The sequence below is a fragment of the Bacillus sp. CD3-5 genome (assembly GCF_006349665.1).
GTDB classification, from domain to species: Bacteria; Bacillota; Bacilli; order Bacillales; family Bacillaceae_G; genus Bacillus_A; species Bacillus_A paranthracis.
The window spans coordinates 270,401-290,890 of record NZ_VEPX01000003.1 but is presented as its reverse complement, the minus strand read 5'-3'; the positions used below and the strand labels follow the sequence as shown (position 1 = coordinate 290,890).

Below are 20,490 nucleotides of genomic sequence, written 5' to 3'. Positions count from 1 at the left end.
TTATCTTGCTACTCGCCCTATCGTTTGGTAGAGTAACATTATAAATGGATTTAGGAGGCAACAAGAATGAAAATGATGGACGCTAACGAAATTATTTCGTTTATTCAAAAAAGTGAAAAGAAAACTCCTGTAAAGGTATACATAAAAGGGGATTTAAAAGAAGTAACATTCCCTGAAACGGTACAAGCATTTGTAAATAAAAAGTCTGGTGTATTATTTGGAGAATGGTCTGAAATTAAGACGATTCTAGATGAAAATAGCAAGTACATTGTTGATTACGTTGTTGAAAATGACCGTCGTAATTCTGCAATTCCAATGCTTGATTTAAAAGGTATTAAAGCTCGTATTGAGCCAGGTGCGATTATTCGTGACCACGTTGAAATCGGCGACAACGCTGTTATTATGATGAATGCAACAATTAATATCGGTGCTGTAATTGGTGAAGGGTCTATGATCGACATGAACGCGGTACTTGGTGGACGTGCAACTGTTGGTAAGAACTGTCACGTAGGTGCAGGCGCAGTACTTGCAGGTGTTATTGAGCCACCTTCAGCAAAACCAGTTATCGTTGAAGACGATGTTGTTATTGGTGCTAACGTAGTTGTGTTAGAGGGAGTTACAGTAGGTAAAGGTGCAGTTGTAGCAGCAGGAGCTGTTGTAACAGAAGATGTACCTCCATATACAGTTGTTGCAGGTACTCCAGCACGTGTAATTAAAGAGATTGATGAGAAGACAAAAGCAAAAACTGAAATTAAACAAGAGCTTCGTCAATTAAACCCAGAGAAATAAAAACAAAAAAGCGTAAGAGCATAAACAGGCTCTTACGCTTTTTATAGATAGAGGTGCAAAAATGGCAGTAAGCAAATTCGTTCAAATTCGTAGAGACTTACATAAAATACCGGAAATTGGATTTAAAGAGTGGAAAACACAGCAGTATATTTTAGATTACATAGGAACGCTTTCGAATGAACATGTGGAAGTGAAAGTATGGAGAACGGGTGTCATTGTTAAAGTAAAGGGAAAAAATCCAGAAAAAGTTATAGGTTATCGCGCAGATATAGACGGTTTACCAATTACAGAGGAAACTGGATATGAGTTCGCTTCTGTTCATGAAGGAATGATGCATGCATGTGGACATGACTTACATACGACAATCGGTTTAGGCCTCCTAACAGCAGCTGTAACAGAAAGAATAGATGATGACCTTGTATTTCTATTCCAACCAGCTGAAGAAGGGCCTGGAGGGGCTCTTCCTATGTTAGAGAGTGAAGAGTTAAAAGAATGGAAGCCGAATATTATTCTCGGCCTTCATATTGCACCTGAATACCCTGTAGGGACAATTGCTACAAAAGAGGGGCTATTATTTGCAAATACATCAGAGTTATATGTTGATTTAAAGGGGAAAGGTGGACATGCAGCTTATCCTCATACTGCAAATGATATGATTGTCGCAGCTAGTCACCTTGTTACACAGCTTCAGTCTGTTATTAGTCGTAATGTAAACCCACTTGATAGTGCAGTAATTACAATCGGAAAAATAACAGGCGGTACAGTTCAAAATATCATAGCAGAAAAGTCTCGGTTAGAAGGAACGATTCGAACGTTATCAGTGGAATCAATGAGTCGTGTGAAAAGTAGAATTGAGGCAATTGTTGCAGGTATAGAAGCTTCCTTCCAATGTGAAGCGGTTATTGACTACGGAGCGATGTATCACCAAGTATACAACCATGAAGCATTAACGAGAGAGTTTATGCAATTTGTAAGTGAACAAACTGATATGAAAGTAATTACATGTACTGAGGCAATGACAGGTGAAGATTTTGGTTATATGCTTCAAGAGATTCCTGGATTTATGTTTTGGCTTGGGGTAAATTCAGAATATGGTTTACATCATGCAAAATTAAAGCCAGATGAAGAGGCTATTGAGAAAGCTATCGTATTTTTAGATCAATATGTAAAGTGGAAGGGAACTAGAAAGTAAATTTGCTCGCCAACTTGGTGGGTATTTGTTAGTTCCAAGGTGAAAACATCTTTTATATTTGTTTTGAATACACATCGGCATACAAATGGATAAAATAATGAGCAGTGGTTTTGAGCCGCTGCTCATTATTCGTTATCGCTTATTGAGAAGATGATTAGTTAACTAGCTTATATATGTTTACAATTCGTGTGGAAAGTGTGTAAAATCAAGGTGAAACGTAGAAAAAAGGGTGGGGAATTACGTGCAGATCAGCAGTGCGATTTTATGTTTTGTTTTATATACATATGTTATTATTGCGGCGGTTTATTTTGGGATAAGTTTTTATGCCTACCGTTTAGCGAATAATAATGAATATGAAGAGACATACAACTGGGTGAAAAGGTATTTATCACCTGTACTAGAAATTATGAATGGGTTTGTTCTTTTTTTATTTATTGGATTAATTGCTTTTTCAACGAGCTTAGTAGGAAATAAGACTACATTATTTGTACTAGGTATCATTATTTTTATGCTATTAGGAATTCGTATTGGTAATACGGTATTTTGGAATGAGAGAAAAGTAGATGGTTGGACGGGAATGCTAATACCGTGTATGCTAGCTGCTATCGTGACGAATATAGAACATGAATATTATCAGTTGCATTTTTGGCTCATAATTGTTTTAACAATTCTCTCTGTGTTGTATATAAGTACTGTCGTGCTAACATACATTGCAAATGAAAAGGGAGATGTAAAAGGTACGCATTTCTTTAGAGGGCGTGCATTGTTATGGAGTGTGCCAACGATGGCGGTTATAGCAATTATTGCGATATTAGTAAATGGATATCAATTTACGAATTGGCAACTGTTTTTAGAAAATTGGTGGATTTTCATTCTTTCGTTTATCGCTTTTTTAGGTGCAACGCATTATTTATTCCATCAACACCATTATATATTGGCATTGCTATTCGCATTTACACAACTATTATTTGCTTTCTTCGGACAAGAAACGTTATTATTCGTTTTTGAAACGTTTAGTTCATTTGGAAACATATTTGTATTTGGTATGTTAATTTTCAGTATCGCATTTTATTTACAACAGTATTTTTATATGCAAAAACAAAAATAAGAATGATATACAGGTTTTTGTAGCAAATCTAAAGTATGTTACAATAAAAATACATAGTATTCGATGTTATTGGAGGAATTCTTGTGGGTGAAAAAGAGAAAGAATTTGCTGTCATTGGGCTTGGGCGTTTTGGTGGAAGTATTTGTCGGGAACTTGCTCAATTAGGTATGGAAGTAATGGCAATTGACTCAGATGAGGATAAAATTAATGAGTTTGCAAATATAGCTTCACATGCTGTAATTGCAGATTCAACAGATGAGATGGTATTAAAAAGTCTTGGTATTCGTAATTTTGATCATGTAGTCGTTGCGATTGGAGACAATTTAAATTCAAGTATTTTAACAACGTTAATTCTGAAAGAGTTAGGTGTAAAAAATATTACTGTAAAAGCTCAAAATGATTACCATGAAAAAGTATTAAGTAAAATAGGAGCAGATCACATTGTGCACCCAGAGCGTGATATGGGAAAAAGGATTGCAAATAATATTGCATCAAGTAATGTGTTAGACTATCTTGAGCTTTCAGATGAGCATAGCATTGTAGAGATTATTGCAAATAAAAAAATTGATGGTCATTCTTTAATCGAATTAGATATTCGTGCGAAGTTTGGATTGAATATTGTAGCGATTAAACGTGGTAAAGAAGTTATTGTATCCCCTCGAGCTACGGAAAACATTCAAGCGGGAGATATATTAATTGTAATTGGTCATGACGATGAAGTAGATCGTTTCAAGCACTTTTTAAGATAAGAGAAAAGGACAATACCATAAAGGTATTGTCCTTTTTCTTATATCTCCATAATGATTGGTAAAATCATTGGGCGACGTTTCGTTTTCTCATATAGGAATGGTGCTAATGTATCTGTAATTTCATTTTTAATTTCAGACCATTGTGTTGTTTTACGTTCCATTACTTTTTCTAAATGAGTTGTAATTAATGTTTGAGCATCATTAATTAAATCACTACTTTCGCGCATATAAACGAAACCACGTGAGATAATATCAGGCCCTGCTGCAACTTTAAATTCTTTCATATCAATGCTTACAACGACAATGACAAGTCCTTCTTCAGAAAGGATACGACGATCGCGTAATACGATATTACCGATATCTCCAATACCATTTCCGTCAATATAAACAGATCCAGATGGTATTTTACCAGCTACACTTGCTTCATCTGAACGTAAGGCAAGAACATCACCATTATCCATAATGAAACAGTTTTCTTCTGGAATACCACAATCATTTGCTAATTTCATATGCATACGTTGCATACGATATTCACCATGAATTGGCATGAAATACTTCGGTTTAATTAGACGAAGCATTAGTTTTTGTTCTTCTTGTCCACCGTGTCCACTCGTATGAATGTTTGACAGTTTTCCGTGGATTACATCAGCACCAGCACGGTACAACATATTAATTGTACGGCTTACACTAATTGTATTACCAGGGATTGGTGAAGAAGAGAACACAACTGTGTCGCCAGGAATAATTTGAATTTGACGATGGGTACCATTAGCAATACGTGAAAGTGCTGCCATTGGCTCCCCTTGACTACCTGTACATAAAATAACAACTTTATTAGCCGGTAGACGATTTAATTGAGATGCATCTATGAATGTATCTTTCGGACAGCGAATATAACCGAGGTTTTGTCCGATTTCAATCGCTGCCTCCATACTTCGGCCAAATACAGCCACTTTACGATTGTTTTCAACAGCCGCTTCAACGACTTGTTGCAAGCGATGGATATTTGATGCAAAGGTTGCGAAGATAATACGACCTTCTACTTTGCGGAAAATATCTTGAATACTATCACCAACACGGCGCTCAGACATTGTAAAGTTTGGAACTTCACTGTTTGTACTGTCAGATAAGAGACAAAGTACACCGTCTTTTCCGATTTCAGCCATTTTTGTTAAGTCCGCTGGTTCACCAACCGGTGTGAAGTCAAATTTGAAATCTCCAGTATGAACTACTTGTCCTTGAGGTGTTTTCACAACAACTCCGTATGAATCTGGGATACTGTGAGTTGTACGGAAGAAGGAAACAGATGTCTTTTTAAATTTAATAACATCATCTTCTTGAATTTCATAAAGCTTGGCTTTACGAAGTAATCCGTGCTCTTCTAATTTGTTTTTGATTAGTGCAATTGCTAATTTTCCGCCATAAATCGGAATGTTCACTTGACGTAATAAGTAAGGAATTCCACCGATATGATCTTCGTGACCATGTGTAATGAATAGCCCTTTAATTTTATCTTCGTTTCGCACAAAATAAGTGTAATCTGGTATTACATAATCGATTCCGAGGAGTTCGTCTTCTGGAAACTTAATTCCAGCGTCAATTATAATAATTTCATCTTGAAATTGAACAGCATATGTATTTTTACCGATTTCACCAAGACCACCTAAAGCAAAAACGGCTGCTTGATCATTCTTTAGAAATTTCATATGGCTATACGATTTCCGCTAATGTTAAATCAGCGTTTTCTTTTTCATATTCAAGATGATTGCCAGTAACAGACTGAACGAATTCGATATTATATGCGAACTTATTTAATTTTGTACGAACATCCTTCTCAGACGTAGCCTCTAAATATAAAACTTTTGTATTTTCACGTACTGGAACCTCAGTCATTTTTTCTTGATAAAATACTTTAAAAATCATTTGGAAAACCTCTCCTTGTCTATGTTTTGCATTATCTGTTACTTATTATAAAGCAAACAGTCACGATTTTCATGTTTTTTCGAATGAGAATGAAGAAAAAGCCCGAAATGGGCACAATTTAAGCGATCGTCTTTTTACGGACTAGATCTTTTAAATAACGCTTCAGCTTTTTCTTCAGCTTCTTCAGCATGATTACTCCTTCCTTTCCTTATTTTAAACATGCATATTACTAGTGAAAACGCCGTCTCTGATATAAGAAAGAGGATAAAAGTGAATGTTGAATCTTGTCTTTTCTCATACAGAGAAAGTTATTCTATAGTAACGATTAGTAGCCGTTAGTTATAGCTATAGTATGAGAAAGAATAGAAAAGAAAATTCATACGAACAAGTATCCACATTTTTTACTAATATATATATGCAGGTTTCATAAATAAGGTCAGAAAGTGAACGCTTTCTTCACAGATGTTTAATATGTTATACTTTTTTTTAGCATTTGAAAAGCGATAATCAAAATAGGAATATAGAGTAACAGAAAGGATTTTGACAAATGAATGATAAAATTGTCTTTTTTGATATTGATGGAACATTATTAGATCATGATAAGAAGATTCCGCAATCTACGCGAGACGCAGTAAGGCAGTTACAAGAAAAAGGCGTGCATGTAGCAATTGCGACAGGACGTGCGCCATTTATGTTCGAAGATATTCGTAAGGAACTTAATATCCACAATTATGTTAGCTTTAATGGACAGTACGTTGTATTTGAAGATGAGGTAGTATTTAATAACCCATTACATCCAGCTGCTCTACATAAGTTTACTCAGTTTGCAAAACAAGAAGGATATCCACTTGTATATCTTGATCATCAACAAATGAGAGCATCAGTGGAATATCATGATTATGTGAAAGAAGGTTTTGGAAGTTTACATTTTGAGCATCCGGCATATGAACCTGATTTTTATGAGAAGCGTAATATTTATCAAACACTTCTTTTCTGTGAAGTAAATGAAGAAGAAAAGTTTATAAATCAGTACCCAGACTTTCATTTTATTCGCTGGCATGCGTATTCAATGGATATTATTCCAAATGGTGGTTCTAAGGCAAAAGGGATTGAGAAATTCATTGAAAAGCTAGGATTTAACCGTGAACAAGTGTATGCATTTGGGGATGGCTTAAATGATTTAGAAATGATTGAAGCAGTTGGGACAGGTATTGTGATGGGGAATGGGCATGAAGACTTGAAAAAACTTGCAAATCATGTGACAAAGGATGTTAGTGAAGACGGTATATATCACGGTTTAAAATGGGCTGGATTGCTATAAGTGAATATGGAATCTATTTCATATAGTAAAAAGGCGGAAGAGTATATTCCGCCTTTTTTACTATCGCTCCAGAGGTTTTGAATCGTCAGGAGCGGCAAATGGATTTTCTTTATTAATATGGTCATAGAACATAACACCATTTAAATGGTCAATTTCATGTTGAAATACAATTGCTGGTAACCCTTTTAAACGTAATTTTACTTCTTCGCCGTTAATAGAAGTTGCTTTCACTGTAATTCTTGTATAACGAGGGACATAACCAGGTACTTCACGGTCTACTGATAGACAGCCTTCACCACTTTGTAAATATGTACGTTCAACAGAATGGCTAATGATTTTTGGATTGAATAATGCATGACTATATAACGTACCGTCCGTATCTGTTACATGAACCGCAATCATTCTTTTTGAAATACCGATTTGCGGAGCCGCTAATCCGATTCCAGGGCGTAAACTATATTTTTCAGCCATTTCAGGATCTTGGCTATTTATTACAAATTCAATCATTTCTTTAAGAGTATTTGTATCTTCTTCGCTCGCTGGTAGTACTACCTCTTCTGCAACGTTTCGCAAAATAGGATCTCCTTCGCGAATTACATCTTTCATTGTAAGCATATGTAATCTCTCCTTTCCCTTTTAGTCTACCAAAGGAGATGGAAAAAGTCATCGGCAAGTAAGGGGAAGATAGATCGGTTATGTAGGAATAAAAAGAAAGAGACGGCAGAGCCGTCTCTTTCTTTCCATAGTTGTTTCATTTTTACATTAGCGAATGCAAGCAGCACCAACGATAATTAAAAGAATAAACAACACAACGATTAAGGCGAAGCCGCGTCCAGACCCACCACAAGAACCGCCATAACCGTAGGAAGGATATGAACAAGTTGGATAGCAATATGAATATCCGTACATGAGATGACCTCCTTTATCATTTCCCGCTAATACTGCGGTTACTATAATGTATGGAGGGAAGAGTAGAAATGTATGGGTAATTACCTATAAAAGGAAGAAGAGTTTGTATATTTTTGCTAAGAAGAGAGAAAAACTAAAGGGAATTAAATCGTTTACATATTATTCTAAGAGAAAAAACAAGTTAAAAAGGGAATAATATAACAGTAGGTTAATGCTTACTAATACAGATGTGAAAAATAAAAACACGTTTGTGTGGGAGAAACCTGCAGATTATTTATAAAAAAACGTATTCAAAGTAATTGACATCGTAATTAGAATAGTTGTAAACTAAAAAACGTGATCAAGATTGTATTAATATGTTTCTGAAAAAACATTAGTACAGATTGTTAGGTACACAAAATTATTCTCAACCGACAAATAAATTTGTTGGTTTACATTGTTGCGGTTTCCATCTAGCTAATAGGTAGTGAAAGCGTTTCAGAATATGGTTCAAGAGAGGAAGAGGTGAACGGAATGGGTACTAAAACAAAAAAGACCCTATTTAATGTTGATGAGCAAATGAAAGCTATCGCAGCTCAATTTGAAACATTACAAATTTTAAATGAAAAAGGCGAAGTTGTGAATGAAGCAGCTATGCCTGAATTATCTGATGATCAATTAAAAGAATTAATGCGCCGTATGGTGTATACTCGCGTACTAGATCAACGTTCTATTTCTTTAAACCGTCAAGGACGTTTAGGTTTCTACGCACCAACAGCTGGACAAGAGGCTTCTCAATTAGCAAGTCATTTCGCACTTGAAGCAGAAGATTTCATCTTACCAGGATATCGTGATGTGCCACAATTAGTATGGCACGGTTTACCATTATACCAAGCATTCTTATTCTCTCGTGGACATTTCATGGGTAACCAAATGCCTGAGAACGTAAATGCACTTGCTCCACAAATCATCATCGGTGCGCAAATCATCCAAACTGCTGGTGTTGCGTTAGGTATGAAATTACGTGGTAAAAAATCTGTTGCAATTACTTACACTGGTGACGGTGGTGCTTCACAAGGTGACTTCTATGAAGGTATGAACTTTGCGGGCGCATTCAAAGCTCCAGCAATCTTCGTTGTACAAAACAACCGTTATGCAATCTCTACTCCAGTAGAAAAGCAATCTGCAGCTAAAACTGTAGCACAAAAAGCAGTAGCAGCAGGTATTTACGGAATTCAAGTAGACGGTATGGATCCATTAGCTGTATACGCAGCAACTGCTTTCGCTCGTGAGCGTGCAGTAAATGGCGAAGGTCCTACTTTAATCGAGACTTTAACATTCCGTTACGGTCCACATACAATGGCTGGTGATGATCCAACTCGTTACCGTACAAAAGATATCGAGAACGAATGGGAACAAAAAGATCCAATCGTACGCTTCCGTGCATTCTTAGAAAACAAAGGCCTATGGTCACAAGAAGTTGAAGAGAAAGTAATCGAAGAAGCAAAAGAAGATATCAAACAAGCAATTGCTAAGGCTGACCAAGCTCCAAAACAAAAAGTTACTGATTTAATGGAAATCATGTACGAAAAAATGCCTTACAACTTAGCTGAACAATATGAAATTTACAAAGAAAAGGAGTCGAAGTAAGCCATGGCTCAAATGACAATGATTCAAGCAATCACTGATGCTTTACGCGTTGAAATGAAAAATGACCCTAACGTACTTGTGTTTGGTGAAGACGTTGGTGTAAACGGCGGTGTATTCCGTGCTACTGAAGGTTTACAAGCTGAATTCGGTGAAGACCGTGTAATGGATACTCCACTTGCAGAGTCTGGTATTGGTGGACTTGCAGTTGGACTTGCACTTGAAGGATTCCGTCCAGTTCCAGAAATCCAATTCTTCGGTTTCGTTTATGAAGTAATGGATTCAATTTCTGGTCAATTAGCTCGTATGCGTTACCGTTCTGGTGGACGTTGGACTGCTCCAGTAACAGTTCGTTCTCCATTCGGTGGTGGTGTTCATACTCCTGAACTACATGCTGATAGCTTAGAAGGTTTAGTGGCTCAACAACCTGGTCTAAAAGTTGTTATTCCATCTACTCCATACGATGCAAAAGGTCTTTTAATCTCTGCGATTCGTGACAACGATCCAGTTATCTACTTAGAGCATATGAAATTGTACCGTTCATTCCGTCAAGATGTACCAGAAGGCGAATACACAATTGATTTAGGCAAAGCTGACATCAAACGTGAAGGTACAGATGTATCTGTTATCGCTTACGGTGCTATGGTTCACGCTGCATTAAAAGCTGCTGAAGAACTTGAAAAAGAAGGTATCTCTTTAGAAGTTGTTGACTTACGTACAGTTCAACCATTAGATATCGAAACAATCATCGCTTCTGTTGAAAAAACAGGCCGCGTAGTTGTAGTTCAAGAAGCTCAAAAACAAGCTGGTATTGCAGCTAACGTTGTAGCGGAAATTAACGACCGTGCAATTTTAAACTTAGAAGCTCCAGTTGTACGTGTTGCAGCTGCTGATACAGTATTCCCATTCTCTCAAGCTGAGAGCGTATGGTTACCAAACCACAAAGATATTGTTGAAGCTGTTAACAAAGTAATGAACTTCTAATTTTTACTTATTCATGTGCAAAAGAAATCAGCACATGCTGATTTCTTTTGCCATATTCCATAATAAAGAAATGAATCAGGGGGCTGAATTCCGTGGCATTTGAATTTAAACTACCAGATATCGGTGAAGGTATCCACGAAGGTGAAATCGTAAAATGGTTTATTAAACCAGGCGACGAAGTAAACGAAGACGACGTACTTCTTGAAGTACAAAATGATAAAGCAGTAGTAGAAATTCCTTCTCCTGTTAAAGGTAAAGTACTTGAAGTACTTGTAGAAGAAGGTACGGTTGCAGTAGTTGGAGATACATTAATTAAATTTGATGCTCCTGGATACGAAAACCTTAAATTTAAAGGCGACGATCATGACGAAGCTCCTAAAGCTGAAGAAGCAAAAGAAGAAGCTCCTAAAGCTGAAGCTACTCCAGCAGCAACTGCAGAAGTAGTAAATGAGCGCGTAATCGCTATGCCATCTGTTCGTAAATATGCTCGTGAAAACGGCGTAGACATTCATAAAGTAGCTGGTTCTGGTAAGAACGGTCGTATCGTAAAAGCTGACATCGATGCATTTGCAAATGGTGGACAAGCGGTAGCAGCAACTGAGGCTCCAGCAGCAGTAGAAGCTACTCCAGCAGCAGCGAAAGAAGAAGCACCAAAAGCACAACCAATCCCAGCTGGTGAATATCCAGAAACTCGTGAGAAAATGAGTGGTATCCGTAAAGCAATTGCGAAAGCAATGGTTAACTCTAAACATACAGCTCCTCACGTAACATTAATGGATGAAGTAGATGTAACTGAACTTGTTGCTCACCGTAAGAAGTTCAAAGCTGTTGCAGCTGACAAAGGTATTAAATTAACTTACCTTCCATACGTTGTTAAAGCTTTAACATCTGCATTACGTGAATATCCAATGTTAAACACTTCTTTAGATGATGCTTCTCAAGAAGTAGTTCATAAACATTACTTCAACATCGGTATCGCAGCTGATACAGACAAAGGTCTATTAGTACCAGTTGTTAAAGATACAGATCGCAAGTCTATCTTCACAATTTCTAACGAGATCAATGATCTTGCTGGTAAAGCACGTGAAGGTCGTTTAGCTCCTGCTGAAATGAAAGGCGCTTCTTGCACAATTACAAACATTGGTTCTGCAGGTGGACAATGGTTCACTCCAGTTATCAATCACCCAGAAGTAGCAATCCTTGGTATCGGCCGTATCGCTGAGAAACCAGTTGTGAAAAACGGTGAGATCGTTGCAGCTCCAGTATTAGCATTATCTCTAAGCTTTGACCATCGTTTAATTGACGGCGCAACTGCTCAAAAAGCATTAAACCAAATTAAACGTCTATTGAATGACCCACAATTATTAGTAATGGAGGCGTAATAACAATGGTAGTAGGAGATTTCCCAATTGAATTAGATACAGTCGTTGTTGGTGCAGGTCCTGGTGGATACGTTGCGGCAATTCGTGCAGCACAATTAGGTCAAAAGGTAGCGATCATTGAAAAAGCTAACCTTGGTGGCGTATGCTTAAACGTTGGATGTATTCCTTCAAAAGCGTTAATCAATGCAGGTCATCGTTATGAGAATGCAATGCATTCTGATGACATGGGTATCACTGCAGAGAACGTAAAAGTTGACTTTACAAAAGTTCAAGAATGGAAAAACGGCGTAGTTAAGAAATTAACTGGCGGTGTTGAAGGCCTTCTTAAAGGTAACAAAGTTGAAATCATTCGCGGTGAAGCTTACTTCGTAGATGCTAACACATTACGCGTAATGACTGAAGATGCAGCTCAAACTTATACGTTTAAAAATGCTGTTCTTGCAACTGGTTCTACACCAATCGAAATTCCAGGATTCAAATACTCTAAACGTGTTATCAACTCTACAGGTGCTTTAAGCTTACCTGAAATTCCTAAAAAACTTGTTGTAATCGGCGGCGGTTACATCGGTATGGAATTAGGTACTGCATATGCTAACTTCGGTACAGAAGTTACTGTAGTAGAAGCTGGCGACGAAATCTTAGCTGGTTTCGAAAAAGCTATGAGCTCTGTTGTTAAACGTGCTCTACAGAAAAAAGGTAACGTAACAATCCATACAAAAGCTATGGCTAAAGGCGTTGAAGAAACAGAAACTGGCGTAAAAGTTAGCTTCGAAGTTAAAGGTGAAATCCAAACTGTAGAAGCAGATTACGTATTAGTAACTGTAGGTCGTCGTCCAAACACTCAAGAAATCGGTCTTGAGCAAGTTGGAGTTAAAATGACTGACCGCGGCATCATCGAAATCGATGAGCAATGTCGTACAAATGTACCAAACATCTATGCAATCGGTGATATCGTTCCTGGACCACCATTAGCTCACAAAGCTTCTTACGAAGGTAAAGTAGCTGTAGAAGCAATTAGTGGCCATGCGTCAGCTATCGATTACATCGGAATTCCTGCAGTATGCTTCACTGATCCAGAATTAGCATCTGTTGGTTACACTAAGAAACAAGCTGAAGAAGCTGGAATGACTGTAACTGTATCTAAGTTCCCATTCGCTGCTAACGGTCGTGCATTATCATTAAACAGCACTGACGGTTTCTTACAACTTGTAACACGTAAAGAAGATGGTCTTCTTGTAGGTGCTCAAGTTGCAGGTGCAGGCGCTTCTGATATTATTTCTGAGATTGGTTTAGCTATCGAAGCTGGAATGACAGCAGAAGATATCGCTCAAACAATCCACGCTCACCCAACATTAGGTGAAATCACAATGGAAGCAGCTGAAGTTGCTCTTGGAATGCCAATTCACATTGTAAAATAATTTAAGTAATGAAAATAGCCCATCTCTTATTTAAAGAGATGGGCTATTTTTTATTTTATAATAAAAGTGGCTTGCAAGGTCTTTATACGTACTTGTCGAATGAATATATAATAATTTAATTGAATTGTTAGAACATATATAAATCCAAAAGCCATATATATGCTTTCGTGTAATATGTAATTGATTCAAACTTAATCCCATATAGTAATAAAATAGAGCATGTCAAAGGAGAAGGTTCCATGAGAATATTACATGTTATATTTTATCATTTTTTATTATGGAGTGGTTTTTCCGTTGTATTATCATTGTCAAATGGTGATAAGTTGCATTATAAAGTTATTCTATTTTTTGTATTTCTTTATTTAGCATATGTGATCGCATATTTTGTATTGCAAATTAGAAAGCAGGCATTATTCCTTACGTGTTCAAATTGCATACTTTTCTTAATTATATTTTCTATTTTTTAAATTAACGTTTATAGAAATACATTGTTCTTCCATTAAATAATTTTAACTCTCCTTCTAATTTCTTCGCTAGAAAACGGCAAAATTCATTTGCTTTTCCTTTATCACCAAATGTTGCATTAGGTGGTAAAGAAACTTGAATATAAGTTTGTTCCTTTTCTATACCGACACCAACATAAATGGAGTCATATCGATCGTGAGTAGATTGTAGTTTGAATGTTGTTGCTGATGTATCTAAAATTTCATACGGAAAAGCGGTATTTGTATAAGCGTAATTAATTTGAACACCAGTTTTGGAAGTAACTGTTTTATAATAATGAAAAAGTTGTTTTATATCATCTATTGAAACAGATTGTTGGTTGGATTTAGGTACAAGCGTAATAAAGGCATGTTGCATATAAGTTCCCCCTAACTTAGTAGAATACTCTCATTCTACATCCTGCTGAATTTTTTGACAATTAAAAGGAGTATTCCTTTTTTTGTTTAATATACTAATGAAAGGTGATGTAGAAAGGTGGAAACCGATGTTTGAAAAATTGTATGATGAGCATGAAAGTGTGAAGGTACGATTTTTGGGGTTTATGACACATGATACTCGTTATGATTTTGGTGTTATTTATACAAATATGTTTTTTGGAAAGCCACTTATTGTTTGCATGCAAACAGGAAGGTCTACTTTACTTGGACGAGATGATGTAGAGAATGTTCAACATTTGCAGGAAGTGTTCAAATTAGGTTCAGAAGAGGAAGCAGCTGAGTTAGCTCAGTTCTTCTCATTTCTAGTTCCATCTACATCTTTGCATGCGGAATACGAAGAATAAATAATGTAAAACAGTCGTACGTATAAATATGGCTGTTTTTTTGTTTAAATATCGCATACTAATTTAAAATTAAAATATTTAATGTGTTATACTAAAAACCTATTGACGCAAAAAGTATAACATATTAAAATAAAGACAGAAAGTTAAGCGGTTACAAAAAAGTTTTTGGGATTATAAACTTAGGGGGAAATGAAAAATGGGAACAATCGTATGTCAAGATTGTGAAGGTACAATTGCACACTTCGAGGATGAGAAAGTAACGGTACTTTACGGGAAATGTGGATCTTGCGGATGTGATCACATAGAGCATACAAAAGCCCAATAATTGATAGGAAATGGACAGCTGAAAGTTTTTAGGACCATAAACTTAGGGGGAAATGAAAAATGGGAACAATCGTATGCCAAGTATGTGAAGGAACAATCGGACATTTTGAAGATGAAAAAACGACAGTGCTTTACGGAAAATGCGGAACAAATTGTGACTGTGCTAGTAGGGATAATGCGAAAGCTTAATGATAAATAAATAGATTACTATTAAAACTCAGGGGGAAATGAAAAATGGGAACAATCGTATGCCAAGTATGTGAAGGAACAATCGGACATTTTGAAGATGAAAAATCAACAGTACTATACGGGAAATGTGGATCTCATTGCGACTGTGACCATAAAGAACATTCAAAAGCTTAAATAAAAAAAGCGCCTACATATGTAGGTGCTTTTTTTAATAAACTGTAGTTGTGTTGCCAACTGTTGCAACAATTGCATCATCTCTAATCGGGATAAATCCTATGGATGTCTGTGGTGTGCTAGGAGAAGCGTGGTAGCTCATAAGACGGCTATCGATACGGGTAATAGTATCGGTTAAGAAAGCGGAAATAAAAGCGTAAGGGACTCGTCGTTCATTTAACGCGTATATAATTTCTTCTTTTGTTTTTACACCTACGCCATGCCCATAAAAAAAGAAATTTCCTAGATAGATTGTATTTTCTCCTTGCCACTCGATTGTAGCTGGGTTCACTTGTGGATTTTTAAAGTAAACGAGATCACCTGGGACAAGATCGCCACCCGTCTTTGTTATGAGCTTTAAATCTTGATCGTAGTCCCACGTATAAAGTAAAAGGTTTGCAAAGAGACGGTTGAAGGTTTCTTCGTCATACAATGATAGTAAAGCTTTGTAAAAAATAATAATCATTGCGGTGGCACATTCAGTTCCATATAGTTTTCCGTTTTTGAAAATATCTTGTATGGCAATGGAAGGGGGTATGTTTGGAAGGAGCTCGAATCCTCCAAGGGACGTTCTTTTCCAATACTGAGGGTTGCAAAAAGATTGTTGAAATGTGCGAAACTGAAATCCACTTTGAAAAAGTTCTAATGCAGAAGTAATAATATTAACGCGCAAGTTTAAATCAAAGCTGAGTTCATCAGATGTTCGGAAGGAATAGATTTCTTGATTTCCTGCCATGATAGATAAAATTTGTTGTTTCTCATTTGCAAATGGCTCATATTCATTTGTGATATAAGGATGTACAATAGAACGGCCTATTACAATCATAATAGTATCCCCACCTATACGTTACATTACATAATATCGTATGATAAAAGGCCAAAAGGGTGAAAGAAAAGCCTATCAACTGATAGGCTTGTACTCTTTAATCACGCGTAATGTTTGTAATGTCATATCTTCAGGACCTTGTACAGGTAAACCTGCTTCTAAGTTTTTACGAATATACTCTAAGTTATCTTGTGTAATAATTTCCCCCGGAGTAAAGATTGGAATCCCTGGCGGATAAACCATAACGAAATCAGCTATAATACGACCTGCTGCATTTTCAAATGGGATGACTTCTGTTTCCGAATAAAAAGCATCTCGAGGAGAAAGTGCTAAAACAGGTATTTCTGGAATTTCTACTTGCACTTGAACACCTTTATCAGCTTTATTTTTAAATGTTGCTGATAAATCTTGTAATGCTGCAATAAGTGTATTTGTCTCACTTTCTGTATCCCCAAAAGTGACAAGACATAGTATGTTGTATAAATCTGAGAGCTCTACTTCAATGTTATATTGCTCTCTAAGCCATACTTCAGCCTGATGGCCTGTAATACCTAAATCTTTTACAGATACAATTATCTTTGTAGGATCATAGTTAAAAGTAGCATCCGTACCTAGCATTTCTTTCCCTGGACAGTAAAGATGTTCGATATCATTTATAGCATCACGAACTTGTTCCGCTAATTGTATTGTTTGTTCTATGAGTACCGTTCCTTCTGTAGCAAGACGTTTTCTAGCGACATCTAGGGAGGCTAACAAGATGTAAGACGTTGATGTAGTCGTAAGCATGCTAATAATAGATTGAACATGTTTTACGTTCACAAGGCCTTCTTTTACATTAAGAATAGAACTTTGCGTTAAAGACCCACCTAATTTGTGAACACTTGTTGCTGCCATATCTGCACCGGCTTGCATCGCTGACATCGGCAGTTCATCGTGAAAATGAATATGAACACCATGAGCCTCATCAACGAGTACAGGGATATCGTAAGAATGTGCTAATTGTACAATCTGTTCTAAGTCCGCAGCAAAGCCAAAGTATGTTGGGTTAATAACAAGTAGGCCTTTCGCATCTGAGTGCTCTTCAAGTGCCTTTTTGACAGATTGAATTGTGATTCCATGTGAAATACCAAGTTTTGGATCAATTTCAGGATGCATGAAAATAGGTTTTGCACCTGAGAAAATAATAGCTGACATTACTGATTTATGCACGTTTCGTGGTACTAGTATTTTGTCACCAGGACCGCAAACGCTCATCACCATTGTCATAATTGCGCCACTTGTACCTTGAATAGAAAAGAAAGTATGATCCGCACCAAATGCAGCGGCTGCTAAATCCTGTGCTTCTTTAATCATACCTTTTGGATGATGTAAATCATCGAGCGGCGCAATATTAATTAAATCAATTGCTAATGCATTATGCCCAATAAATTCGCGAAATTCAGGATCCATGCCCTGTCCTTTTTTATGCCCTGGAATATGGAATTGAATTGGATTTCGCTTACTGTGCTCAACTAAAGCGGTAAACAATGGTGTTTCGTATTGGGACAATCTATACACCCCTTCTTTTTTTAATATTTATTAGAGTTTGTTTTATATAATCTTGTTCTAAAAAAGTTACGTTCTTTTTTAGAATGAGACTTGTTTTTCTGCCATTCACAAAAGCTTTTTTGAGATGGGAGCTTCACTTTATTTTCTATAAAACAAAAGCATTATATCACCAATAATTATAGATGTATAGCAAAAAATATTTTTACGGTGAGTATGTTAAATAGTAGCTGCCTACTAACTTCTAGTGGAAGGCAATTCCATTAAAATGAATAAATAGTGTATAATGCAAAGTGGCTATAATGAAGTAGAAAAAAATCACTTTAAGATAGCGTATTGAAATAAGAAGAAAAGATAAATGAGGTGCGAAATGGAATATCAATATCCGTTAGATTATGATTGGTCAAATGAGGAAATGGTTACAATTGTGAAGTTTTATGAAGCGATTGAGAAAGCATATGAAAAAGGAATTATAAGAGAAGAATTAATGGGGTTATATCGTCGTTTTAAAGAGATTGTTCCATCGAAAGCAGAAGAAAAGAAAATTGATAAAGAGTTTCAAGAAGTAAGTGGATATTCTATATACCGTGCGATTCAGAAGGCTAAAGAAATTGAAGAAGAAAAGCTTGTGAAAATGTAAAAAATATTTTGAAAAATAAAAACTGAAGTGATATAATGTGATAACAACTAAAAACGGACAATATAAATTGTCCGTTTTCTACTATCGATTACAAAGTGCATATAAAGGAAGGAGTGATTGCATCGTAGATTCAATCTTAGCAAGGAATTGTTCGTTGGTCATTGCTGAAAACTCCTCTGGTAATATATGAATACCAACTAATAATTCTGCTTTTTTTACAGTAGCTAGACGTTCAATCATCTTTTGTAAATCATTTGTTTCAAGTGTTTTATGTAATTTTACACTTGGTTTAGTATGGTCAATGGACCAAACGAAGTCATTTGGAATATTTGTTTTTAAATCATTTATATGTTCTAAGAAGGCGTGAGCCGTCTCCACTTTTTGTGGACACTCATAGATTAAACCAAAGTATATGAAGGCATGAGTACCCCATAATCCAATTTGGAAATGTGGTAGCATTTTATATCCGCGTTTATTTGTTGAAAAAGCAACCCAAGTATCGTTTGGTGGATTGACTTTGCGACGTGCGTGTTTTGCTACATGATAAAAAAAGTTCTCATCAGTTTGTTTGGATAAATAAGCTGCAAACTGTTCCCCTAAAGCTTCTAGCTTAGGATGAATGTTCGTTTTAATTGCACTCATTCGTTCTTCGAGACCATCAACTGTAAAGACCTCAAAATCAGTTGATTTGAATGTTTGTAGTGTCATGATTGTTCCTCCAACTCCTATTTTGCTTTTATTTTAGCATAGCTTGTACTATTCATAAAAAAAACAGCACAAAAAAATTTAAATAAAAAAATATAATTTTGTTGCATAGATGATTTATCCAACATAGTATAGTATAAAACAAAAAATCAGAAAATTGAATTAATTCTAGTCCGAGGGCAGACGAATATTGGGAGGAGGCAAATAATATGAGACAGGTGATTAATGCGTTAAAGAGAACAGATGCTGAAAAGAGAATACCGGTGCTACGTTTGGAGCTAGATTATGAATTAGCAACTTTATATGATGCGATGATGGAAGATGATAAACAGAAAAAAGAAGAGTGTGTACAAAAGTTAGAAGTGTTAAGACTTGAAATGATTCGTTTAGAAGCGTAATAATAGTATATGTATAAAAAATTAGTTGGTGCGAACCTTATAAAGGGTTCGTTTTTTCTGTGAACAGTATAGATCGGAGTGTTTAAACATGCAAGAAGTATGGAAAGACATCGATGCACACGCCAAACAGTGGATTCGGGATGCGGGAGAGCATTTAATGGCATCAATGAAAAAAGCACTTATTATAGAAACAAAATCAAATGCAGCTGATTTAGTAACAAATATGGACCGAGAAATAGAACAGTTTTTAATTGGGAAAATTAAAGAAACATTCCCACATCATCATATTTTAGGTGAAGAGGGCTATGGAGACGAGGTAACTTCTTCTGACGGGGTTGTTTGGTTAATTGATCCAATTGACGGCACGATGAACTTTGTTCACCAAAAAAGAAATTTTGCAATTTCAATTGGAATTTATGAGAACGGTATCGGAAAGATTGGACTTATTTATGATCCAGTTCATGATGAATTATATCATGCGTTAAAAGGGGCTGGAGCATTTTGTAATGAAGTACCGATACCTTTATTAGAAAAAGGTACTGTAGAGCAAGGTATTGTAGCTTTAAATGCGATATGGCTTACCGACAATCCATTGCTTAATATGGAAAGTATGATGGCACTTGTTAAGAAAGCAAGAGGCACGAGATCATATGGCTGTGCAGCATTAGAGATGGTATACGTTGCAACTGGAAGAATCGATGCATATGTAACGCCTAGATTATCACCATGGGACTTTGGTGGGGGACAGATAATTGTAGAGGAAGTTGGAGGCAAGGTAACAACATTCTCCGGAGTGCCACTTTCTATCGTAGAGAAGAGTAGCGTATTAGTTGCGAAGCCAGGGGTGTATGAAGAAGTGTTATCGTTTATCCCGATTGGTGAGGGCTGATAATCAGTGGGGGGATGAAGAAAAACCCCACTGATTAAAGTTTCACTTTATATCCAAGTAACAAAAAAAGTAAGA

At 36.3% G+C, this 20,490-nt stretch carries 25 protein-coding genes; 17 read left to right on the top strand and 8 right to left on the bottom strand.

The window, feature by feature from the left end; translation table 11 throughout:
• Positions 1-66 precede the first annotated feature (66 nt).
• The 4 genes from dapD (at position 67) to FH036_RS08955 (ending at position 3,838) form a co-directional block, all read left to right on the top strand.
• Positions 67-789 carry a 2,3,4,5-tetrahydropyridine-2,6-dicarboxylate N-acetyltransferase gene (dapD, locus tag FH036_RS08970; RefSeq protein WP_000783248.1) on the top strand — a complete coding sequence of 241 codons (723 nt, stop codon included), beginning with the start codon at positions 67-69 and terminating at the stop codon, positions 787-789.
• Between the two features lie 61 nt (positions 790-850).
• Complete coding sequence (locus FH036_RS08965; protein WP_000301165.1) at positions 851-1,981, top strand: N-acetyldiaminopimelate deacetylase; 1,131 nt, start codon at positions 851-853, stop codon at positions 1,979-1,981.
• Between the two features lie 241 nt (positions 1,982-2,222).
• Positions 2,223-3,089, top strand: a complete 867-nt coding sequence (locus FH036_RS08960) for a hypothetical protein (protein WP_001167329.1) — start codon at positions 2,223-2,225, stop codon at positions 3,087-3,089.
• Between the two features lie 83 nt (positions 3,090-3,172).
• Positions 3,173-3,838 (top strand): potassium channel family protein, encoded by a 666-nt coding sequence (locus FH036_RS08955; protein WP_000504032.1) that lies wholly within the window; start codon positions 3,173-3,175, stop codon positions 3,836-3,838.
• 38 nt (positions 3,839-3,876) lie between these two features.
• Here FH036_RS08955 and rnjA read toward each other — a convergent pair whose 3' ends face one another.
• On the bottom strand, positions 3,877-5,544 hold the full coding sequence (gene rnjA, locus FH036_RS08950; protein WP_000670368.1) for a ribonuclease J1: 1,668 nt from the start codon (positions 5,542-5,544) through the stop codon (positions 3,877-3,879).
• Between the two features lie 4 nt (positions 5,545-5,548).
• A complete protein-coding gene (locus FH036_RS08945; protein WP_000576444.1) occupies positions 5,549-5,761 on the bottom strand; it encodes a DNA-dependent RNA polymerase subunit epsilon in 213 nt (70 codons plus the stop codon).
• Positions 5,762-6,308: 547 nt separating this feature from the next.
• Here FH036_RS08945 and FH036_RS08935 point away from each other — a divergent pair.
• Positions 6,309-7,082, top strand: coding sequence for a Cof-type HAD-IIB family hydrolase (locus FH036_RS08935; protein ID WP_000998290.1), 774 nt, complete (start codon positions 6,309-6,311; stop codon positions 7,080-7,082).
• A 60-nt stretch (positions 7,083-7,142) separates the two neighbouring features.
• Here FH036_RS08935 and def read toward each other — a convergent pair whose 3' ends face one another.
• On the bottom strand, positions 7,143-7,697 hold the full coding sequence (def, locus tag FH036_RS08930; protein ID WP_000957059.1) for a peptide deformylase: 555 nt from the start codon (positions 7,695-7,697) through the stop codon (positions 7,143-7,145).
• 147 nt (positions 7,698-7,844) lie between these two features.
• Entirely contained in the window at positions 7,845-7,991 is a 147-nt protein-coding gene (locus FH036_RS08925) for a YjcZ family sporulation protein (protein ID WP_000274562.1), read from the bottom strand.
• 513 nt (positions 7,992-8,504) lie between these two features.
• Between FH036_RS08925 and pdhA the strand changes: the two genes are divergently transcribed.
• The 5 genes from pdhA (at position 8,505) to FH036_RS08900 (ending at position 13,868) form a co-directional block, all read left to right on the top strand.
• Positions 8,505-9,620 carry a pyruvate dehydrogenase E1 component subunit alpha gene (gene pdhA, locus FH036_RS08920; RefSeq protein WP_000536893.1) on the top strand — a complete coding sequence of 372 codons (1,116 nt, stop codon included), beginning with the start codon at positions 8,505-8,507 and terminating at the stop codon, positions 9,618-9,620.
• Positions 9,621-9,623: 3 nt separating this feature from the next.
• Positions 9,624-10,601: a pyruvate dehydrogenase complex E1 component subunit beta gene (pdhB, locus tag FH036_RS08915; protein WP_000068166.1), complete on the top strand. Its 978-nt coding sequence runs from the start codon at positions 9,624-9,626 to the stop codon at positions 10,599-10,601.
• A gap of 92 nt (positions 10,602-10,693) precedes the next feature.
• The gene (pdhC, locus tag FH036_RS08910; RefSeq protein ID WP_000863427.1) at positions 10,694-11,983 is read left to right on the top strand and encodes a pyruvate dehydrogenase complex dihydrolipoyllysine-residue acetyltransferase; all 1,290 of its coding nucleotides are present in this window, start codon (positions 10,694-10,696) and stop codon (positions 11,981-11,983) included.
• A gap of 5 nt (positions 11,984-11,988) precedes the next feature.
• Complete coding sequence (gene lpdA / locus FH036_RS08905; protein WP_000260111.1) at positions 11,989-13,401, top strand: dihydrolipoyl dehydrogenase; 1,413 nt, start codon at positions 11,989-11,991, stop codon at positions 13,399-13,401.
• Between the two features lie 239 nt (positions 13,402-13,640).
• Entirely contained in the window at positions 13,641-13,868 is a 228-nt protein-coding gene (locus tag FH036_RS08900; protein WP_001221351.1) for a hypothetical protein, read from the top strand.
• Between the two features lies 1 nt (position 13,869).
• Here FH036_RS08900 and FH036_RS08895 read toward each other — a convergent pair whose 3' ends face one another.
• Entirely contained in the window at positions 13,870-14,262 is a 393-nt protein-coding gene (locus FH036_RS08895; protein WP_001163309.1) for a DUF1885 family protein, read from the bottom strand.
• Positions 14,263-14,389: 127 nt separating this feature from the next.
• On the opposite strand from FH036_RS08895, the gene FH036_RS08890 reads away from it, so the two are divergent.
• The 4 genes from FH036_RS08890 to FH036_RS08875 all read left to right on the top strand — a co-directional run bounded on the left by FH036_RS08890 (position 14,390) and on the right by FH036_RS08875 (position 15,373).
• Positions 14,390-14,686, top strand: coding sequence for a DUF3055 domain-containing protein (locus tag FH036_RS08890; protein ID WP_011040622.1), 297 nt, complete (start codon positions 14,390-14,392; stop codon positions 14,684-14,686).
• Between the two features lie 196 nt (positions 14,687-14,882).
• Positions 14,883-15,011 carry a GapA-binding peptide SR1P gene (locus FH036_RS08885; protein ID WP_044790724.1) on the top strand — a complete coding sequence of 43 codons (129 nt, stop codon included), beginning with the start codon at positions 14,883-14,885 and terminating at the stop codon, positions 15,009-15,011.
• A 59-nt stretch (positions 15,012-15,070) separates the two neighbouring features.
• Positions 15,071-15,199 carry a GapA-binding peptide SR1P gene (locus tag FH036_RS08880; protein ID WP_000536805.1) on the top strand — a complete coding sequence of 43 codons (129 nt, stop codon included), beginning with the start codon at positions 15,071-15,073 and terminating at the stop codon, positions 15,197-15,199.
• A gap of 45 nt (positions 15,200-15,244) precedes the next feature.
• Positions 15,245-15,373, top strand: a complete 129-nt coding sequence (locus tag FH036_RS08875; RefSeq protein ID WP_000536793.1) for a GapA-binding peptide SR1P — start codon at positions 15,245-15,247, stop codon at positions 15,371-15,373.
• A 34-nt stretch (positions 15,374-15,407) separates the two neighbouring features.
• Here FH036_RS08875 and FH036_RS08870 read toward each other — a convergent pair whose 3' ends face one another.
• Positions 15,408-16,238 (bottom strand): protein-glutamine gamma-glutamyltransferase, encoded by an 831-nt coding sequence (locus FH036_RS08870; protein ID WP_000635349.1) that lies wholly within the window; start codon positions 16,236-16,238, stop codon positions 15,408-15,410.
• A 75-nt stretch (positions 16,239-16,313) separates the two neighbouring features.
• Positions 16,314-17,786, bottom strand: a complete 1,473-nt coding sequence (gene speA / locus FH036_RS08865; RefSeq protein ID WP_000084888.1) for an arginine decarboxylase — start codon at positions 17,784-17,786, stop codon at positions 16,314-16,316.
• Positions 17,787-18,153: 367 nt separating this feature from the next.
• On the opposite strand from speA, the gene FH036_RS08860 reads away from it, so the two are divergent.
• The gene (locus tag FH036_RS08860; RefSeq protein ID WP_000456550.1) at positions 18,154-18,423 is read left to right on the top strand and encodes a UPF0223 family protein; all 270 of its coding nucleotides are present in this window, start codon (positions 18,154-18,156) and stop codon (positions 18,421-18,423) included.
• A gap of 81 nt (positions 18,424-18,504) precedes the next feature.
• Here the strand turns inward: FH036_RS08860 and FH036_RS08855 are convergent, their stop codons facing one another.
• A complete protein-coding gene (locus FH036_RS08855) occupies positions 18,505-19,131 on the bottom strand; it encodes a YktB family protein (protein WP_044790725.1) in 627 nt (208 codons plus the stop codon).
• Positions 19,132-19,337: 206 nt separating this feature from the next.
• Between FH036_RS08855 and FH036_RS08850 the strand changes: the two genes are divergently transcribed.
• Together FH036_RS08850 and FH036_RS08845 are read left to right on the top strand one after the other, a co-directional pair.
• Positions 19,338-19,526 carry a hypothetical protein gene (locus tag FH036_RS08850; RefSeq protein ID WP_001250164.1) on the top strand — a complete coding sequence of 63 codons (189 nt, stop codon included), beginning with the start codon at positions 19,338-19,340 and terminating at the stop codon, positions 19,524-19,526.
• Positions 19,527-19,614: 88 nt separating this feature from the next.
• Complete coding sequence (locus FH036_RS08845; protein ID WP_001158694.1) at positions 19,615-20,415, top strand: inositol monophosphatase family protein; 801 nt, start codon at positions 19,615-19,617, stop codon at positions 20,413-20,415.
• The last annotated feature ends 75 nt before the right edge of the window (positions 20,416-20,490 follow it).

Coding starts and splice junctions, on each gene's coding strand:
- dapD (WP_000783248.1), top strand. CDS start 67: ATGAAAATGATGGACGCTAACGAAATTATTTCGTTTATTCAAAAAAGT.
- FH036_RS08965 (WP_000301165.1), top strand. CDS start 851: ATGGCAGTAAGCAAATTCGTTCAAATTCGTAGAGACTTACATAAAATA.
- rnjA (WP_000670368.1), bottom strand. CDS start 5,544: ATGAAATTTCTAAAGAATGATCAAGCAGCCGTTTTTGCTTTAGGTGGT.
- FH036_RS08945 (WP_000576444.1), bottom strand. CDS start 5,761: ATGATTTTTAAAGTATTTTATCAAGAAAAAATGACTGAGGTTCCAGTA.
- FH036_RS08935 (WP_000998290.1), top strand. CDS start 6,309: ATGAATGATAAAATTGTCTTTTTTGATATTGATGGAACATTATTAGAT.
- def (WP_000957059.1), bottom strand. CDS start 7,697: ATGCTTACAATGAAAGATGTAATTCGCGAAGGAGATCCTATTTTGCGA.
- FH036_RS08925 (WP_000274562.1), bottom strand. CDS start 7,991: ATGTACGGATATTCATATTGCTATCCAACTTGTTCATATCCTTCCTAC.
- pdhA (WP_000536893.1), top strand. CDS start 8,505: ATGGGTACTAAAACAAAAAAGACCCTATTTAATGTTGATGAGCAAATG.
- pdhB (WP_000068166.1), top strand. CDS start 9,624: ATGGCTCAAATGACAATGATTCAAGCAATCACTGATGCTTTACGCGTT.
- lpdA (WP_000260111.1), top strand. CDS start 11,989: ATGGTAGTAGGAGATTTCCCAATTGAATTAGATACAGTCGTTGTTGGT.
- FH036_RS08900 (WP_001221351.1), top strand. CDS start 13,641: ATGAGAATATTACATGTTATATTTTATCATTTTTTATTATGGAGTGGT.
- FH036_RS08895 (WP_001163309.1), bottom strand. CDS start 14,262: ATGCAACATGCCTTTATTACGCTTGTACCTAAATCCAACCAACAATCT.
- FH036_RS08890 (WP_011040622.1), top strand. CDS start 14,390: ATGTTTGAAAAATTGTATGATGAGCATGAAAGTGTGAAGGTACGATTT.
- FH036_RS08885 (WP_044790724.1), top strand. CDS start 14,883: ATGGGAACAATCGTATGTCAAGATTGTGAAGGTACAATTGCACACTTC.
- FH036_RS08880 (WP_000536805.1), top strand. CDS start 15,071: ATGGGAACAATCGTATGCCAAGTATGTGAAGGAACAATCGGACATTTT.
- FH036_RS08875 (WP_000536793.1), top strand. CDS start 15,245: ATGGGAACAATCGTATGCCAAGTATGTGAAGGAACAATCGGACATTTT.
- FH036_RS08870 (WP_000635349.1), bottom strand. CDS start 16,238: ATGATTGTAATAGGCCGTTCTATTGTACATCCTTATATCACAAATGAA.
- FH036_RS08860 (WP_000456550.1), top strand. CDS start 18,154: ATGGAATATCAATATCCGTTAGATTATGATTGGTCAAATGAGGAAATG.
- FH036_RS08855 (WP_044790725.1), bottom strand. CDS start 19,131: ATGACACTACAAACATTCAAATCAACTGATTTTGAGGTCTTTACAGTT.
- FH036_RS08850 (WP_001250164.1), top strand. CDS start 19,338: ATGAGACAGGTGATTAATGCGTTAAAGAGAACAGATGCTGAAAAGAGA.
- FH036_RS08845 (WP_001158694.1), top strand. CDS start 19,615: ATGCAAGAAGTATGGAAAGACATCGATGCACACGCCAAACAGTGGATT.